A 16,374-nucleotide genomic window follows, 5' to 3' on the forward strand; every position below is an offset into this window, starting at 1 on the left:
GACACCCTAGGGTGCTGGTCGGAGCGCCGGCCGTGCGGGCCGGGGGAGTTGGCGGAGAGCCTGGGGGCGGCATGCGATTCCTGTTCGTGCACGGCACCGGGGTGCGGCGCGAGGGGTACGACCCGCTGTTCGAGCTGGTGGCACGTGAACTGACGAAGCGTTTCCCGGCGGCCGACGTGGTGCCCTGCTACTGGGGGGACGACCACGGCGTGACGCTGGCCGCCGGGGGCGCGTCCATCCCGGGCTTCGCCGGCCTCCCGACGCCCCCGGCCGACCCCGCCGGGGTGCCGGCGGAGGCGCTGGTCGACCGGGTGGACGGCGGGTGGACCCTGTTGCTGGTCGACCCGCTCTGCGAGCTGCGGGTGCTGGCCGAACTGCCGGCCCAGGAGGACGCGTTCGGCGCGCCGGGGGTCCGCACCCCGGGCGAGGTGGTGGCCGGGCTGCTGGCCGCGCTGTCCGGTTCCCCGGCGGCCGGCGGCGCGGCCGGATCCGGCGAGCTGGAGGAACTGCTGGCCGCCACCGTGCTCGCCCCCCACCTCGCCGCCGCACTCGACCGGCTGGCCACCGCCGAGGAGTTCGCGCAGGCCTGCGACCGGGCCGTCGAGCCGGCGGCCGGGGCGGAACTGACCGCCGCCACCGCCCGCGCGCTCACCGCCGAGCTGCTCACCCTGGCCGGCCCGGCCGCGCTCTGCACCGCGGACGAGCGGGACCGGCTGGTCCTCCTCCTCACCGACCGCCTCGGCGGCGCCGCCCGTGGCCCGCTGGGCCGGGCGGCCGGGGTGCTCGGCCGGCTCGGCATGCGGCTCGGCGGACAACGACTCCTGGAGCGCCACCGCGGCGCCCTGACCGTCGGCGCCACCCCGGCGCTCGGCGACATCCTCCGCTACCAGGCGCGCGGCGGCCCGCTGCGCGCCTACCTGGCCGACCGGATCGCCGCCGCCCCCGGCCCGACGGTGGTGATCGGCCACAGCCTCGGCGGCATCGCGCTGGTGGACTGCCTGGCGCTCGCCGCCGCCCGGGGCGAGACGCCGGCCGGGCTCAGGCTGCTGGTGACCGTCGGCTCCCAGGCACCGTTCCTGCACGAGCTCGGCGCGCTCCACGGGCTGGAGCCGGGCGCCGCGCTGCCCTCCGGATTCCCCCAGTGGCTGAACGTCTACGACCCCGGGGACGTGCTCGGCTACCGGGCCGCGCCGGTCTTCCCCGGCGACCCGCGGGTCACCGACCACGAGGTGAGCAGCCGTCAGCCGTTCCCGTACTGCCACGGCGCCTACTTCAAACTCCCCGCCCTCTACGACCGGATCGCCGCCGCACTGGACGGCACGGACCCCGCGGCCGGGCCGCGGGCCGCGGGCGGCGCAGCGGGAGCCGCCGCGCCGCCCGCCGTCCCCCGCACGAGGCGCGCGGGCGACGCCCGGGCCGCCGGGTGACCGTCGCCGCCGACGCCGACCACGCGGGCCTCGCGCCCGAGCGGGTGTTCGCCCTCGTCGTCGGCATCGAGTCCTACGGCGTGGGCGCCGACTGGAACCTCCGCGGCCCGGCCCGCGACGCCGTCCGCTTCGCCGAGTGGCTGACCGGCCCGGCCGGGGTGCCCCCCGGCAACGTCCGGCTCTTCCTCTCCCCGCTGCCGGCCCCGCCGGTGGTGCCGCCCCGGCCCCGGCCCACGCCGCAGTCGTACGCGCGGCGCGTCGGCGCCGCCGAGGCCGGCCCGGACGGGGCGCCGCCGCGGCCCTGCCCGGGAACGCCCGGCCCCCCGTCGGCCAACGGCGGACAGCCGCGGGCGGCGCTGCCCGGCCCGGTCCGGCTCCCCGCCGCCCGCCCGGCCACCAGCCGGGAGATCGAGGACGCCCTGCTGCGCGAACTGCCCGCCTGCGACGGCGACCTGCTGCTCATCTACTGGGCCGGCCACGGCTACGCCGGTGACCACGACCAGCTGCTGCTGCCGTTCGCCGACGCCTCGGCCCCGCCGATCCGACACCTCGACCTCGACTCGGTGCTGCGGTTCTGGCGCTCCAGCAAGGTCCACCAGCGCTTCCGCCGGGTCGTCTCGATCGGCGACGCCTGCCGCCTGGACGTCCGCTCCGGCGTCCGCTCGACCTTCGGCCGGGTGGACTACGGCACCGGCAGACCGGTGCGCGGTCGCCGCACCTTCGTCCTCTACGCCGCCCAACCCGGCCTGCCCGCCCAGAACCTCGACGGCGGCGGACGCCTCACCGACACCCTGCTGGCCCGGCTGGCCGGCCGCAGCCTCGACGACAGCCTCCGCCACCTGCCCGACATCGCCCGCGAGGTGCACGCCGACCTGGCCGCGCTCGCCGACCGCGGCCAGGCCTGGCAGCAGATCCAGTGGCGGATCAGCGACTGGGACGGCAATCCGGTCCTCGACGACGGCTGGCCGGACGAACCGGCCGGTGCGCCCCGCCTCGACGACCAGGCCTGGGCCGAGCTGGACCGCCTGCTGCCCGGCCCCGGACTCCCGCCGGACGCCTACCGCGCCTACCGCTGGGCCTTCGAGGCGGCCGGCTGCGCCCCGCCGGGCCCGGTGCTGCCCGCCGCGGAGCCGATGGCCGTGGTCCGCGACCTCGACCACCGGCTCGGATCCGCCGACCGCCGGCTGCCGCTGCCGCTCGCCTTCGTCCGCTACCTGGCCGCCCGCGAGGCCGACCCGGTGCGCGCCGAGCGGCTGGCGGACTGGGTCCGCCGCACCGGCGGGCGGCTCGGCGCCGAGGCCGTCCCCGCACCGCCGGCGCCGGAGCGCGACGGCCGCGCCGAACTCCACGTCGAACTCACCGAGTCCAGCGACGAGGACGCCTACCTGGCCCGGATCTGGCTGCACCGGCGCGGCTTCGAGGCGCTCTGGGAGTCCGGCCGGCCGCTTCCCCTGCGGGCCGTCCGGGCGGAGCTGCTCCGGCAGCTGTTCGGCCCGGCCGTCGGACCGGACCTGCGGCGGATCGAGTTCCACGTCCCCGAACCGCTGCTGGAGGAGGAGTTCGAGCGCTGGCCGCTGCCCACCCGGGGCCGCCGCAGCGCCGAACTCGGCAGCGCCTACGAGGTGCTGGTCCGCTGCCCGGACGAGCGGACGCACCAGTCCGGCCGGCGCTGGCGGCGCAAGTGGGCCTGGTACCGCGAGCACGGCGGCCGGCACCCGGACGCCGTCCACGCGCTCACCGAGGGCAGCGCACTAGATCCCGGGCTCGCCGACCGGCTCGGCGCCGAGGGCCACCCGGTCTGCGCCCTGCTCGACCGGCACGCCGCGCCGGTGGCGGAGCGGCTGGAGCTGGTGCTGGACGCGGGCCTGCCGATCGCGGTCTGGCGGCGCACGGGTGGCGCGCGCCCGGCCGCGTGCGCCCGCCCGGCGGGCCGCACCGCCGATCGCCCCGAGGACCGCCCGGCCGACCTGCCCGGGTGCCCCGCCGAGTCCGGCCTGGCCGTCCTCCTCGCGCCCGGGGCCGGCCCCGGTGACGCCCCGGGGGACGACGGGAACGGCCTCGACCTCGACCGACTGCCCGCGGCCGTCTGGAAGCTGCGCATCGGGGCCGCCGCCGGCAGCTGCGCCGGCTGCCCGGGCGCGCGGCGCCTCGGACTGCTCTGGGACGACCCCGACCACCGCCCGCAGACCAGATCGCTGTCCTGACGGGGGATCGCCGTCCTGACAGGAAGGGAAGGAAGCAGCACATGAAGGACTGGTGGATCTACCAGGGCGAGGGCACCCCGGAGGAGCGGCTCTCCCGCCTGGCCGGCAAGCAGCCGCCCTGGCGGGACTTCGACGGCACCCCGGACCCGCACTACCGGGCCCCCGGCGCCACCGGGCACCCGTGGGAGCGGACCGCCCGGCGCGGCACCGGGTACGTGCCCGACGAAGCGGAGATCGACGCCGTCAACACGGCCCTCTACCTCAGCCGCCCGCTGCTGGTCACCGGGAAGCCCGGGGTCGGCAAGTCCACCCTGGCCTACAGCATCGCCACCGACCTCGGCCTCGGCCCGGTCCTGCACTGGCCCATCACCAGCCGCAGCACCCTGCGCGACGGCCTCTACCGCTACGACGCGATCAGCCGCCTGCACGACGCCAACCTCCAGCAGCTGAGCGGTGACGGGGGCACCGGCCCGACCGCGGCCCGCCCGGCGGAGCCGGACCACTCGATCGCCCCCTACCTGCGGCTCGGCCCGCTCGGCACCGCGCTGCTGCCGCAGGAGCGACCCCGGGTGCTGCTGATCGACGAGATCGACAAGAGCGACATCGACCTGCCGGGGGACCTGCTCACCGTCTTCGAGGACGGCGGCTTCGAGATCCCCGAGCTGGCCCGGATCGCCGCCCGGGAGCCGAGGGTCCGGATCGGCACCCACGACACCCTCGACGCCCCGACCGCACCGGCCCCGGTCGATCCGGGCCCCGTGCCACCCGGGCTGGCGACCGCGGGGCCGGTGGCCGCCACCGTCGGCGTCGACCACGGCCGCGTCCAGTGCCGCGCCTTCCCCGTCGTCGTTCTCACCAGCAACAACGAGCGCGACTTCCCACCGCCCTTCCTCCGCCGCTGCATCCGCCTCCACGTCCAGCCGCCGGGCCCGGCCAGGCTCGAACAGATCATCAGACAGCGGCTCCACCTGCCCGCCGAACTCGACGACCGGCGCCGCAGCCTCGTCCAGGACCTCGTCCGGGCCTTCGAGGAGCAGCGCACCGAGGGCGACCTCGCCACCGACCAGCTGCTCAACGCCGTCCAACTCCGGCTCAGCGGAGCCTGGTCGGACGACGGCGAGCGCGACGCGTTCCTGCGGACCGTCCTGCAGAAGCTCACCGGACCGGCCTCGCCATGACCGACCGGCTGCTGCGCGCCCTCGCCGAGGCCGACGCCGCCTCGGCGGCCGGCCTCGGGCCCGAAGAGCTCGCGGACATCCTCTGGCTGGCCGGCTGCCTCGACGACGCCGCCCGCGACCGGGACCGGCCGGCCCCGCCCGTCCAGCCCGGCGGGAGTGCCGACGAGGCCGCCCCCGGCGCCGGCCCGGACGACGGTCCCGCCGACGAACGCGCCCCGGACGAGCCCCCGTCCGAGCAGCACTACGCCACCGCGGACCTCGCCGCTCCGCCCTCCGCGCCGCACCAGGCGCCCGCTCCCGAAGCCGAGCCGGATCCCGGCCCCGGCGGCCCGGAGCCGGACGGCAGGGCGGAGAACGCCCCCGCCGCCCGTCGCGGCGACCTCGTCCGCGTCCCCCGCGCCGCCGCCCTCGCCGACCCGCTCGCCGTCATGCGCGCCCTGCGCCCGCTCGGCCGCCGCACCCTCGCCGACGCCCACGGCGAGCCCGAACTGGACGAGGAGGCCACCGTCAGCGCGGGCGTCGACCAGCGCCTGCTGCTCCCCGTGCTCCGCCCCACCCCCGGCCGCTGGCTCGACCTCGCCCTGGTCATCGACACCCACCGCTCGATGACGCTCTGGCACGACCTCGTCGCCGAGCTCCGCCGGGTCATCGCCCAGACCGGCGTGTTCCGCGACGTCCGCACCTGGTACCTCGGCGGCACCGAGGCCGGCGGGCGGCCCGGTCTGGCCGCCCGCCCCGGCGGAGCGCTGCGCCGCCCGCAGGAGATCGCCGACCCCGCCGGGCGCCGCCTGATCCTGGTCGTCACCGACACCGTCGGCGGCGGCTGGGGCGGCCCGGCGCTGGACGCGGTGCTGCGCGGCTGGGGCCGGCACGGCCCGGTAGCCGTCCTCAACGTCCTGCCCGAGCGCCTCTGGTCGCGCGGGTCCGTCCGCCCCACGCCGCTCTGGCTGCGCGCGGCCGGCCCGGCCGCGCCGAACACCGCCTGGGAGGCCGCGGCCACCCGTGCGCGCGGGCGCACCCACCGGAGGCTGCGCGCCGACGCACCCGACCGCCCGCTGCCCGTGCCGGTGGTGGATCCGAACCCGGCCTCGCTGGCCGCGCTCGCGGCCCTGGTCTCCGGCGGCGGCCGGCGCAGCCGGCTCAGCTGCCTGCTGGTCGGCGAGCCGGGAACGGCGCCCGTCGACCGGGCCGACCGGCCGCCGGCCTCCGACGGGTCCGGCCGGCCGCCGACCGCCGGTGCGCACGGCCGCCCGACGACCGCCGCCGAGCCGGCGCTGGAACGGTTCCGGGCCAGCGCCTCCCCGCTGGCGCAGGAGCTGGCCGGCCACCTCTCCGCCGTCCCGCTGGTCCTGCCGGTGATGACGCTGGTCCGCCGGGCGATGCTCCCGCAGGCCGACCACGGCCACCTCGCCGAGGTGCTGCTCGGCGGCCTGCTCGCCCCCTGGGAGGCGCCGCCGCCCGGCGCCGACCCGGACGTCGTCGAGTTCGACTTCCTGCCCGGCGTCCGCGACGCCCTGCTCGGCGCCCAGCGCCGCGACACCGTCGCCCGGATCCGCCGCACCGTCCGGCACCAGGTCGCCGCCTACCTCCGCTCGCGCCGCGCCTCGGCCGCCGACTTCCCGGCCGTCCGGGTGGCCGAGGAGACGCAGAGCCGCGAGCTGGCGCCCGACGCCCTGCCCTTCGCCGAGTCGCCGGCGGCCGTCCCGGCCCCGACGCCGGCCCTGCCGCCGGCCTACCGGTCGGCCGAGGAGTCCTGGGACTCCATGACCGTCGCCGAGGCCCTCGAACGGCCCGACCTGCTCGGCGTCCGACCCGCCGAGCAGCGGCCCGGTCTGCCGTACCTCACCCCCTACCTCGACCGCCCGGTGGACGCCGAGATCCGCCGCCTGGTCGGCCGGGCCGCGCAGGGCGTCTCCACCGTGCTGCTGGTGGCCGGCGGCCCGGCCTCCGGCCGGACCCGGGCCTGCTTCGAGGCGCTGCGCACCCTGCCCGCCGACTGGACGGTGTGGCGGGCGCAGAGCCTGCAGGGGCGCGAGCTCCGACCGGAGGAACCCGAGCGGTGCACGGTGGTCTGGTTCGACGAGGCGGAGCAGGTGCTGAACGCCCCGCAGGGCGAGGAGTCCGACCCGCTCCGACGGATCTCGGCCTGGGCGCGGTCCCGCTCCGGCGGCCCGCTCCTCCTGCTGGGCACGCTCCGGACGGACCGGCACGACCCGCCGGGCCCGGCCGGATCCCCGGCGGGGGGGATGCTCCGGCAGCACGTCCGGATGCTCGACATGCCCGAGTACTTCGACCGGCAGCAGGCCGCCGATGCCGTCCTCGGCAGCGACCCCCGGCTCGCCGAGGCGGCCCGGGTGGCCGCGGACGGACGGGTCGTCCAGGCGGTGACGGCCGCTCCCGGGCTGCGGGCCCGGTTCGACCGGGCGCCCGAGGAGGTCCGCGCCGTGCTCCACGCGGCGCTCGACGCGCTGCGCCTGGGCCATCACCGCTCCCTGCCCGCGAGCCTGCTGCGGGCGGCGGCGCCGGGCTACCTCCACGCCGCACCGGCGACGGACACCTGGTTCGAGCGGGCGATGGCCGACGCCACGGCGGAGGGCGCGGGTGGGGCCGGACTGTTCCGGGCGGACCACGGCCCCGGGTTCGAGGGCGCCGCCGGCTCCCGGGCGCCGTACACCCTGCACCCGCTGCTGGAGGCCTGGTACCTCGACGGGCGGGCGGGCTCGGTGCCGCCGGACGCGTTCTGGGACGCGCTGCTGGCGCACGCGGACCGCGGCGACCTGAGCCGGCTCGCCCGCGGGGCCCGCGGCATCGGTGCGGACGCCCGGGCCGAGGAGCTGGCCGCCGCGGCGAGCACCTACTACCGGCACCGGTACGCACAGTTCGTGGACTCGGGCGGCGGGGTCGAGCTCGCCACCGCCCGGCCCTACTTCTTCCTCAGCTACGCGCACACCCCCCGGGCCGGTGCGACCGGCGCCGGCGATCCGAACCTCTGGGTGCGCCAGCTCTACCGGGACCTCTGCGAAGCGGTGCTGCAGCTGACCGCCGTCCCCGACGGCGCGCCGATCGGCTTCATGGACGAGTCCATGCACCAGGGGGAGCTGTGGGCGGACCGGATCGCGCGGGAGCTGGCCACCTGCCGGGTCTTCGTGCCGCTCTACTCGCCGCGGTACTTCGACAGCCTGCCGTGCGGTCAGGAGTGGTACTCCTTCACCCGGCGACAGGTGTACGCGGCCCACCGCGAGTCGGGGCACACCAGCGCCATCGTGCCGGTGCTGTGGCAGCCGACGCGGCAACTGCCCGCGGTGGCGCGCGAACTGCAGTTCGACCACGCCGGCTTCGGCCCGGCCTACATGAGCGAGGGCCTGTTCGCGCTGATGAAGCTGAGCTACTACCGCTCGGCGTACGAGCTGGCGGTCCACCGGCTGGCCCGGCGGATCGTCGAGGTGGCCGAGGAGACCGTCGTCCCGGTCGGGCGCACGCTGGACCTGAACGCCCAGCCCAGTGCCTTCGAACCGGTCCGCCGCAGCGTGCGGGAGCTGCGCGTCCTCGTCCTCTCCTGCCGCCGCGACGAGCTGCCGGCCGGCCCGAGTCCCGCCGCCTACGGGCCGCAGCGCACCGACTGGAACCCGTACGGGGGCACCCTCGGCCGCTCGCTGGCCGAGCACACCGCGGGGCTCCTCCGCGGGATGGGCTTCGAACCCACCGTGCACGACCTCGTCTCCGAGGGCGAGCGGCTGCTGGGGGAGGAGCCGCCCACCTCCCTCGCGGTACTGCTGCTCGACCGCTGGGCCCTGCTGGACGCCGAGCGGATCGCGCTGCTGCGCCGGCTCGACCGGCGGAACCACAAGGTGGTGGCCGTGCTGGAGCCGGGCGGCCCGGACGAGCCGGGTGACACGGCCGCCGGGGCGGAGCTGGCCGAGCTCAGCCGGTCGGCGCTGGCGGCCGGCGGCTTCCTGCCGCCCGGCCGGCCGCGGGCCGGCCTGCCCGTCCTGGGCTCGCTGAGCGCCTTCGAGGACGCCCTGGCCGGGGTCGCGACGGCCGCTCGCCGCGCGGTGGAGAACCGCTGGCCGGACGCCCCCCGTCGCGGCTCCGACGGTGAGGAGGGCGGGAGCCCGGGCCGCCCGCGCCTGCGCTGACCGCCGCCGGCCGGCCCGCCGCGCAGGGGCAGGCCGTGGGCCGGGGCGGCTCAGCCGGTCCCGGTGCCGACCGCGTCGACGGCGTCGCCGCCGATCTGCACCGAGTCGAGCACCTCCGTGAACACCTGCACCGCCTTCGCGGACGGCTGGTTCAGGCAGGCCGACAGCCGGACCACCGTCACGGCGTCGTCGACCTCGATGGTCCGGTGGCCCACCAGCTCACGGGTGCCCCCGCGCAGGGCGCAGGTCTTGTCCAGCTGGGTGTCGGCCGGCGGCAGAGCGGTACGGAGGACCTTCTGCGCCTCCGTCCACTCGGTGACCAGGGTGACGGTGACCAGGCTGCCACCGTCGGCCAGGGCGGCGAGCGGCGCACAGGTCGCCCCCTGGCCGGCGCAGTACACCCCGGGCTCCAGCGGCTGATCGGCCAGGTACCCGACGCCGCCGAGCGGCTTGGCGGCCGGCCGGTACATGGCGGCCCAGCCGGGCGGCAGGCTGATGACCAGACTGTCGAGCTCGGGGAAGCGGATCGCCCGCTCGGGGAAGAAGCTCCCGCTCGTTCCGGAGGGCGGGGGCGTGCCGGCCGGGGCCGTGCCGGTCCCGCCCGCGCCCTCGTCCGGATCCGCGCCGCGGCCCGGGGTCCTGGCCGGGGTCGGGGACGGCGACAGGGAGGGGACCGGCGGGGCCGAGGTGGCCGCGCCGGGCCCGGCGGCCGTTCCGAGCCCGCCGACGGCTGCCGGTGTGCGGGCCGGCGTGGGCAGGGCGGTCTGCGAGTGGCCGGGCGCAAGGGCGGGTGCGGCGGCCAGGGCGGCGGCGGCCAGACCCGTGGTCAGGCCCGCGGCGAGGGCTGCGGCCCGCCGCCGGCTGCGGCTCCGGGCGGCCCGCTCGCGGATCCGCTCCATCCGGTCGGCGGGCGCGGGCAGGTCCGGGGCGGCCCGCTGCAGCAGGATGCGCAGCTCGCTCTCCACCTCGGCGTCGCTGCGCCCGTCATCGGGACCGGTCGTGCCGCCGCCCGCCGTGTCCCACCGGCTCCGCTCGTCCCACCCGGTCCGGCTCCAGCCGGTGTCACGCCGCGTCACGGCGTCCCCCGTCCAGCAGCAGCTCCCGGGCCGGCAGCTTGCCGCGCAGCGCGTTCAGCGCACGGTGCGTGTTGCTCTTGACCGTGCCCGTGGAGCAGCCGAGCGCCTCGGCCGTCTCCTCGACGCTGAGGTCCTCGAAGAAGCGCAGCACCACCACGGCCCGCTGACGGGGCGGCAGCGCCCGGACGGCGGCGGCCAGCACCTGCCCGACCACCACGTCCTCGAACGGGTCCGCGTGCGTCGGCGGCTCCGGCAGCTCGCCGTGCGGCAGCTCCCCGTGCCAGCGGCGGCGCCACCAGGAGACGTGCGAGTTCACCAGCACCCGCCGGACGTACGCCTCCGGCCGGTCGATGGCGATCTTGTCCCACTTCGGCCAGACCTTGGCCAGTGCCGTCTGGAGCAGGTCCTCGGCCAGGTGCGCGTCTCCGGTCAGCAGCCAGGCCATGCGCAGCAGGCGCGGGCTGCGGGCGGCGACGAACTCCTCGAAGTCCGTGTTCGCTTCCCTCATCGTCCCGTCCCCGCCATGCTGCTCCAGTCGTTCCGGTGGTCCGTTCCGGCTCGGCCGGCCGGGTCGTCGGTGTCGTGTGCGTCGTCGGTGTCGCGTGCGTCGTCGGTGTTGGTCCCACAGCAGCTCAACGCGGTGGGAGCCCGTTCGGGTTGCGCGCCGGCGGGGGATTTCCGGAACGGATTCGGTGGGTGCCCGGTGGTGCCCGGTGGCGGCCGGCCCGGGGGCGCCGGAGGATGCCGTCCGGGAACGCTGGACGGCCCGCGCGCCGGCCGGGACCAGGCCGGGCGGCGGGCGGGCCGTGGCACCACGATGCGTCCGCCGGCCTGCACCGTCCAGGGGCGCGCGGCGGGCGCCCGAGCGCACCGGCCCGGCGCGCCCGGGTGTACGGGAAGCGGCCGTCGGGCCGCCGGCTGCCGGGTCGTCAGCCGCCGGGCCGGCGGCCGCGAGTCCTACAGCGTCCCGGTGCCGCGCGGGGCGGGGGCCGAGCGCCGGGCCGTGGGATCGACCGGGGCCACCGTCCAGTCCGGGTGGCCGGGCATCGGAGGGGTGCGCTCACCGTGCAGCCAGTCGGTGAGGAAGGCGGTGACGTCACCGCCGGAGACCTCCGCGGCCGTCCGGACGTAGTCCGCGGTCGTCGCCGAGCCGCCCCGGTACCGCTGCAGGAAGGTCCGCTCGATCCGGTCGAAGGCCTCCGCCCCGACCCGCTCGCGCAGCGCGAACAGCACCAGGGCACCGCCGGTGTACCGCTGGCTGTCGAAGAGGGTGGCGGCGGTCGGTGCGGCGACCGGCCCGGAGTCGTGCCGCCACTGGTCGCCCGCGGCGTACACGTCGCGCATCCGGTCGGCGAGCGTGGTGAAGCCGGCGGAGTCGGCCCAGCCGCGCTCGTAGCGGTACATCAGGCCGTAGAAGTCGGCGTGGCCCTCGTTCAGCCAGAGGTCCGCCCAGCTGTGCGGCGAGACGCTGTTGCCGAACCACGAGTGCACCAGCTCGTGCATCATGTGCGAGCCGATCTGCCGCTCGGCCTGGCGCAGGAAGTTCGGCTTGTAGAGCGTCAGGGTCTGCGTCTCCAGCCCGGTGAAGTCGAAGGCGGCCGGGTCGTCGGTGTCAGCGGGCAGCAGCCCGTAGGTCTCGAACGGGAACGGCCCCAGGTGCCGCTCGGCCCACTCCAGCTGCGCGGGGGTCAGGGCGAGGGCGGGCTCCAGGTCGGCGGCGCGCGCCGTCGGGACGACGTCCCGCAGCGGCAGCCCGTCCGGGCCGGTGCGCTCGCGCACCGTGTAGGTGCCGACCGAGACCTGCACCACCTCGGTGGCCACCGGCTCGCGCGAGACGTACCAGCGGGTGGTCGTCGGCCCGTCGTCGCTCGCCGTGCCGGTGCCGCCCCCGGTGCCCCCGCCGGTGCCGCCGCCCGACGGGCCGCCGTCGTGCCGGGTGGCCGAGAGACGGCCGGTCGCGACGCCCAGCAGGCCGTCCGGGGCGGTGACGGCGACGGTGAGGCGGGCCTTGTCGCTCGGGTGGTCGTTGCAGGGGAAGACGGTGTGCGCGCCGTCGGGCTGGCCGGCCACCGCGAAGCCGTCCGCCGTCGGCACCCAGCCGGTGTGCGGGAGGTGCGCCCGCGGGTCGGCCGTGTACTCGACCGTCACCCGGAGGACGGCGCCGCGCCGCACGGGCTGGTCCGGGACGACCGTCAGCTTCTCGTCGTGCGCGCGGAAGCCGGCCGTTCGCCCGTCGACCCGGACCGCGTGCACGTCCAGCCCCAGCGCGTCCAGCTCCAGGCTCGGCAGGGCGGTCAGCGCGCGGGCGGTCAGCACGGCGGTGGCGTCCACCGTGCGGCTCGCCGGCCGGTAGCGGAAGGCGAGGTCGTAGGCGAGCGCGTCGTACCCCGTGCTGCCGAGCGAGGGGAAGACCGGATCGCCGACGCCCGCGGACGCCCCGTTCTCGGCGGCGGCCGCGTCCGGCAGCATGGTGGTGCCGAGCAGCACCGCGGCGAGCGCGAGGGCGACGGGGCGGCTGGAACGGAGCCTGAACAGGGTGATCACCGCTTTCGGACGTCGAGCTGGGCGCCGGGCCGCCTGCGACCGACGCCGCTCCGCGACCATTCGAGCACGGATCGTAGCGGAACGCGCCGACAGTGCGGCCGGCCAGCGCGACACGCAGGCGTCCCCCGGACGGCCGACTGTGGTGGCCGACCGGCTGCGGACTGTCATAGCGTTCGAAGTGCTCCGCCCCCTGACGGACGGGGCCACGGCCGTCGGAGAACCTGGCCAGGTCCGGCGGCCGTCCTTGCTGTCCGCGCCCTGCCCGCTCCCGGACTCCGGGCAGGGCCGGCCTCCTCCGCCGCGCCGGCCCCGTAGGCTGGTCCGCCGAAGCACCCGGCGCGTGGTCCGCGCCGGCCGCCCGGACGGCAGGAGCAGCAGACGTGACCGGCACCGACCCGTACTTCCTGGTGGTCGGCGAGTGCGTCGCCGACATCGTCCGCACCGAGGGTGCCGCCGACCGCGTCCACCCCGGCGGCAGTCCCGCCAACGTCGCCTACGGGCTGGCCCGGCTCGGCCTGCCGACCGTGCTGCTCACCCAGCTCGGCGCCGACGCGAACGGGCGGCTGATCGGGGCGCACCTGGAGGCGGCCGGCGTCACCGTGCTGGCCGAGCCCGCCGAGGGCGGGCGGACGCCCTCAGCCGTGGTCCGGCTCGACGCGCAGGGGCGTGCGGAGTACGCCTTCGACATCGGCTGGAGCCTGCCCGACCGCCCGGATCTCGAACTCCCCGGCCCGCCCGGCCACCTCCACCTCGGCTCGATCGCCGCGGTCACCGAGCCCGGCTCCTCGGCCGTGCTGGCGCTGGCCGAGCGCCTGCGCGGCCGGGCCGGGGTCAGCTACGACCCCAATGTCCGGCCGGCGCTGATGGGTGATCACGCGGCGGCCGTCCGTCGGGTTGAGCGCTGCGTGGCGCTCAGCGACCTGGTCAAGGCCAGCGACGAGGACCTCGTCTGGCTCTACCCCGGACAGGACGCCGAGGAGGTCGCCCGGCACTGGCTGGGCCTCGGGCCGACCACGGTGGCGGTCACCCGCGGGGCGGCGGGCGCCTTCGCCGTCACGGCGGACGGCCGCCGGGCCGAGGCGCCGGCGCGACCGGTCGCGGTCGCCGACACCGTGGGGGCCGGCGACTCGTTCATGGCCGCCCTGCTCGGTGCCCGGTGGGCCGGCGCGGGCCTGGAGCAGGCGCTCGCCCGGGCCGTCACCGCCGCGGCCGTCACCGTGTCCCGGCCCGGCGCCAACCCGCCCGACGCCGCCGAGCTCCGGGCCGCCCTGTCCGCCGGGGCCGCCGGCCGCGCGTAGCGCCGACTGCCGTGCCCGGGCCGCGGGCTCAACCGCCCGCGGCCGCCCCGGCGGTGAGGTCCCTGCCGTACCAGATCTGGGCGTACGGGCCGCTGCTGTAGGCGGGTATCTCGCGGTAGCCGTGCCGGGTGTAGAGCGCGCGGGCCTCGACCAGGTCGAGCCGGGTGTCGAGCACGATCCGATCGGCGCCGAGCTCGCGGGCGGCCTCGTCGACGGCGGCGAGCAGCCGGGCGCCGCCGCCGGTGCCGCGCACCGCGTGCCGGACGAAGACCCGGGTGAGCTCGACGGAGCGGTCGTCCAGAACGCGCAGGCCGGCACAGGCCTGCGGTTCGCCGTCGTACCGGCCGAGCAGGAAGACGCCGGTGGACCCGGCGAGGTCGTCGCTGGGGGAGTCGGCCAGTCCGGTCTCGATCTCCTCCGGGGTGCCCTCGCGGCCGAGGTGGAGGCGGTAGTACCGGTTGGCGACGTCGATGTAGTACTCACGCAGCAGCGCCGCCGCCTCGGGGGAGCCGACATCGGCCCGGGAGACGGTCCAGAGGCCGGTGGCGGTGTGCGGCGTGCTGATGGTCATGCGCGTATTGTCGGCGGTCGCCCCGCCCCGTGGCGAACGAATATTCGGCTCGGCACCCGCGGGGTGCGGGAGCCGCGACCGGGCCCGGTCGAGCGGGTGGTTGCGCCGGGCGGGTGACGGGGGGTTGAGCGGCGGGTGTGTCGGGGGAGCACTGCTCCATGGACAGACCATCAGCTAATCGTACTTATTGGGGGTTAAGGGGGCGTCGGCAGCCGGGCCGCACGGCCCGAAGTGCCGGGGCCGGAGTGGCCGCGGTGATCCTCCTGTCGACCGCGATGGCCGGGTGTACCGCACCCGTCGGCCCGGGCGGCCCGTCCGCGGGGGCCGGCGCCGCCGCCGGCCTGGCCGGGGCCGCAGCGGAGGCAGGGGCGGGTGCCGGTCAGGTGGCCGACCGGGGCGCCCCCAGGCCGCCGGCCGTGGTGCCGCTCACCCTGCCGGGGCTGGCCCGGGTCGAGGAGGAGAGCAGCAGTGAGGCGGTCGCCCGTCAGCAGGCGGCCGGCCGGGCCGCACTGGCGACGGCCCGCCGGTGGGGGCTGGAGCGGCTGCCCGCGCAGGCGCCGCCGCGGCCGGCGGTCCGGCCGGAGCTGAAGGCAGGGCAGGGCGTGAAGCTCGCGCCCGGGCGCCCCCCGGTGGTGTACCGCGTCCCGACCGACGAGAAGATCGTCTTCCTGACCGTCGACGACGGGGCGGAGAAGGACCCGGAGTTCTCCCGGATGGCCGCCGAACTGGGCGTCCCGCTCAGCGTGTTCCTCGCCGACTACCTGGCCCGCGAGGACTACGGCTACTTCCGCCGGCTCGCCGCCCAGGGCGACGTGGTGAACAACCACACCGTCAACCACCGCGACCTCCGGCTGCTCGGCTACGACCAGCAGCGCGACGAGATCTGTCGGCAGCAGGACCAGCTGGAGCAGCAGATCGGCGTCCGGCCGAGGTTGTTCCGGCCCCCGTACGGCGAGTACAACGACGACACCCTGCGGGCCGCCGCCTCCTGCGGCATCGAGGCGGTGCCGCTCTGGAACGAGGAGGCCTTCCCCGACCGGATGGAGTACCGCTACGACGACCAGCGGCTGCACCCGGGGGACATCATCCTCACCCACTTCCGCGGCCCCTCCCTGTGGAACGGCACCATGACCGACCTGCTCCGCAAGGTGGTGAAGGAGGTCGGCGCGCAGGGCTTCACGCTCGCGCGGCTCGACGACTACCTGTAGGGCCCCCGGACCCCGCGGCCCGTGCCTCGCCCGGCACGGGCCGTGCGGTGTCAGCCGAAGGAGAGCGCGTCGACGTAGACCCAGGCGCCCTCGTGCCGGACGAAGCGGCTGTGCTCGGTGAGCATGCCCTCCTCCCGGCCCTCGGTGTAGTGGGCGCGGAAGGCGACCGTGCCCTCGGCGTGGAACGCGCCGCCCTCGCTGGTGGAGAGCACCTCCAGCCCGGTCCAGCGCTGGGCCGGGTCGAGGTCGACCGCGTCCGGCCGCGTGTCGGGGTGCCAGCTGCGCAGCAGGTAGGCCTCGTCGTGGGCGACGAACGCGCTGTAGCGCGAACGCATCAGGGCCTCGGCGGTCGGCGCGGCGGCCTGGCCCCGGTGGTAGCGGCCGCAGCAGTCGCCGTAGGCGGCGGGCAGGCCGCACGGGCAGGGCGAGGAAGGCAGCAGCCGGGGTGCGGGGGCGGCGGCACGGGGAGTGGAGCGGCGTCGGGAGGACATGGCGTCCATTCTGGCGCGTCCGCGGAGCGCTGTCCGCCGGGGGTAGGGGGTGTCGCGTGGGACGGCCCTGCGGACCGGTACGCCCGGTGGGGCCCGGCCCTGCCCAGACCGGACCGACTGCTTCCCGCTCCGAGCAGGAGTAAAAGGGCAGGTCAAAGCCTCGTGTGCACGGAGTGTCCACGTGGTGTGCACACCCGCTGCCGACGATGCGTCAGGTGGCCCGCCAAGAAGGTAGCGCTAC

11 protein-coding genes are annotated in these 16,374 nt (G+C 77.3%); 6 read left to right on the forward strand and 5 right to left on the reverse strand.

Annotation, left to right across the window (positions count from 1 at the left end; all coding sequences use genetic code 11):
- Positions 1–71 precede the first annotated feature (71 nt).
- Genes MCM47_RS05645 through MCM47_RS05660 form a run of 4 tightly spaced genes read left to right on the forward strand, consistent with a single transcriptional unit; the run spans position 72 to position 8,945 of the window.
- Positions 72–1,427, forward strand: coding sequence for a hypothetical protein (locus MCM47_RS05645; protein ID WP_238859162.1), 1,356 nt, complete (start codon positions 72–74; stop codon positions 1,425–1,427).
- Entirely contained in the window at positions 1,424–3,631 is a 2,208-nt protein-coding gene (locus MCM47_RS43160; protein WP_238859164.1) for a caspase family protein, read from the forward strand. Before MCM47_RS05645 ends, MCM47_RS43160 begins: the two co-directional genes overlap by 4 nt.
- A gap of 41 nt (positions 3,632–3,672) precedes the next feature.
- A complete protein-coding gene (locus MCM47_RS05655; protein WP_238859167.1) occupies positions 3,673–4,809 on the forward strand; it encodes a MoxR family ATPase in 1,137 nt (378 codons plus the stop codon).
- Positions 4,806–8,945, forward strand: coding sequence for a TIR-like protein FxsC (locus MCM47_RS05660; protein WP_238859169.1), 4,140 nt, complete (start codon positions 4,806–4,808; stop codon positions 8,943–8,945). The genes MCM47_RS05655 and MCM47_RS05660 overlap by 4 nt, the downstream gene beginning before the upstream one ends.
- A gap of 50 nt (positions 8,946–8,995) precedes the next feature.
- Here the strand turns inward: MCM47_RS05660 and MCM47_RS05665 are convergent, their stop codons facing one another.
- The 3 genes from MCM47_RS05665 to MCM47_RS05675 form a co-directional block, all read right to left on the reverse strand.
- Entirely contained in the window at positions 8,996–10,021 is a 1,026-nt protein-coding gene (locus MCM47_RS05665) for a hypothetical protein (protein WP_238859171.1), read from the reverse strand.
- A complete protein-coding gene (locus MCM47_RS05670; RefSeq protein ID WP_238859173.1) occupies positions 10,008–10,529 on the reverse strand; it encodes a SigE family RNA polymerase sigma factor in 522 nt (173 codons plus the stop codon). Before MCM47_RS05670 ends, MCM47_RS05665 begins: the two co-directional genes overlap by 14 nt.
- Positions 10,530–10,978: 449 nt before the next feature.
- Positions 10,979–12,490, reverse strand: coding sequence for a M1 family metallopeptidase (locus MCM47_RS05675; protein ID WP_238860027.1), 1,512 nt, complete (start codon positions 12,488–12,490; stop codon positions 10,979–10,981).
- Positions 12,491–12,945: 455 nt separating this feature from the next.
- Here MCM47_RS05675 and MCM47_RS05680 point away from each other — a divergent pair, with 455 nt between their 5' ends.
- A complete protein-coding gene (locus MCM47_RS05680) occupies positions 12,946–13,863 on the forward strand; it encodes a carbohydrate kinase (protein ID WP_238859175.1) in 918 nt (305 codons plus the stop codon).
- A 28-nt stretch (positions 13,864–13,891) separates the two neighbouring features.
- Here the strand turns inward: MCM47_RS05680 and MCM47_RS05685 are convergent, their stop codons facing one another.
- Positions 13,892–14,434, reverse strand: coding sequence for a GNAT family N-acetyltransferase (locus MCM47_RS05685; RefSeq protein WP_238859177.1), 543 nt, complete (start codon positions 14,432–14,434; stop codon positions 13,892–13,894).
- 254 nt (positions 14,435–14,688) lie between these two features.
- On the opposite strand from MCM47_RS05685, the gene MCM47_RS05690 reads away from it, so the two are divergent.
- Positions 14,689–15,642, forward strand: a complete 954-nt coding sequence (locus tag MCM47_RS05690; protein WP_238859178.1) for a polysaccharide deacetylase family protein — start codon at positions 14,689–14,691, stop codon at positions 15,640–15,642.
- 50 nt (positions 15,643–15,692) lie between these two features.
- Here the strand turns inward: MCM47_RS05690 and MCM47_RS05695 are convergent, their stop codons facing one another.
- Positions 15,693–16,133: a YchJ family protein gene (locus MCM47_RS05695; protein WP_238859179.1), complete on the reverse strand. Its 441-nt coding sequence runs from the start codon at positions 16,131–16,133 to the stop codon at positions 15,693–15,695.
- Positions 16,134–16,374 lie beyond the last annotated feature (241 nt).

The organism is Kitasatospora sp. A2-31, assembly GCF_022288725.1.
GTDB lineage: Bacteria > Actinomycetota > Actinomycetes > Streptomycetales > Streptomycetaceae > Kitasatospora.

Excerpts from the sequence above, each read along its gene's own strand:
- MCM47_RS05645 (WP_238859162.1), top strand. The coding sequence starts at position 72 with ATGCGATTCCTGTTCGTGCACGGCACCGGGGTGCGGCGCGAGGGGTAC.
- MCM47_RS05655 (WP_238859167.1), top strand. The coding sequence starts at position 3,673 with ATGAAGGACTGGTGGATCTACCAGGGCGAGGGCACCCCGGAGGAGCGG.
- MCM47_RS05660 (WP_238859169.1), top strand. The coding sequence starts at position 4,806 with ATGACCGACCGGCTGCTGCGCGCCCTCGCCGAGGCCGACGCCGCCTCG.
- MCM47_RS05670 (WP_238859173.1), bottom strand. The coding sequence starts at position 10,529 with ATGAGGGAAGCGAACACGGACTTCGAGGAGTTCGTCGCCGCCCGCAGC.
- MCM47_RS05675 (WP_238860027.1), bottom strand. The coding sequence starts at position 12,490 with ATGCTGCCGGACGCGGCCGCCGCCGAGAACGGGGCGTCCGCGGGCGTC.
- MCM47_RS05685 (WP_238859177.1), bottom strand. The coding sequence starts at position 14,434 with ATGACCATCAGCACGCCGCACACCGCCACCGGCCTCTGGACCGTCTCC.
- MCM47_RS05695 (WP_238859179.1), bottom strand. The coding sequence starts at position 16,133 with ATGTCCTCCCGACGCCGCTCCACTCCCCGTGCCGCCGCCCCCGCACCC.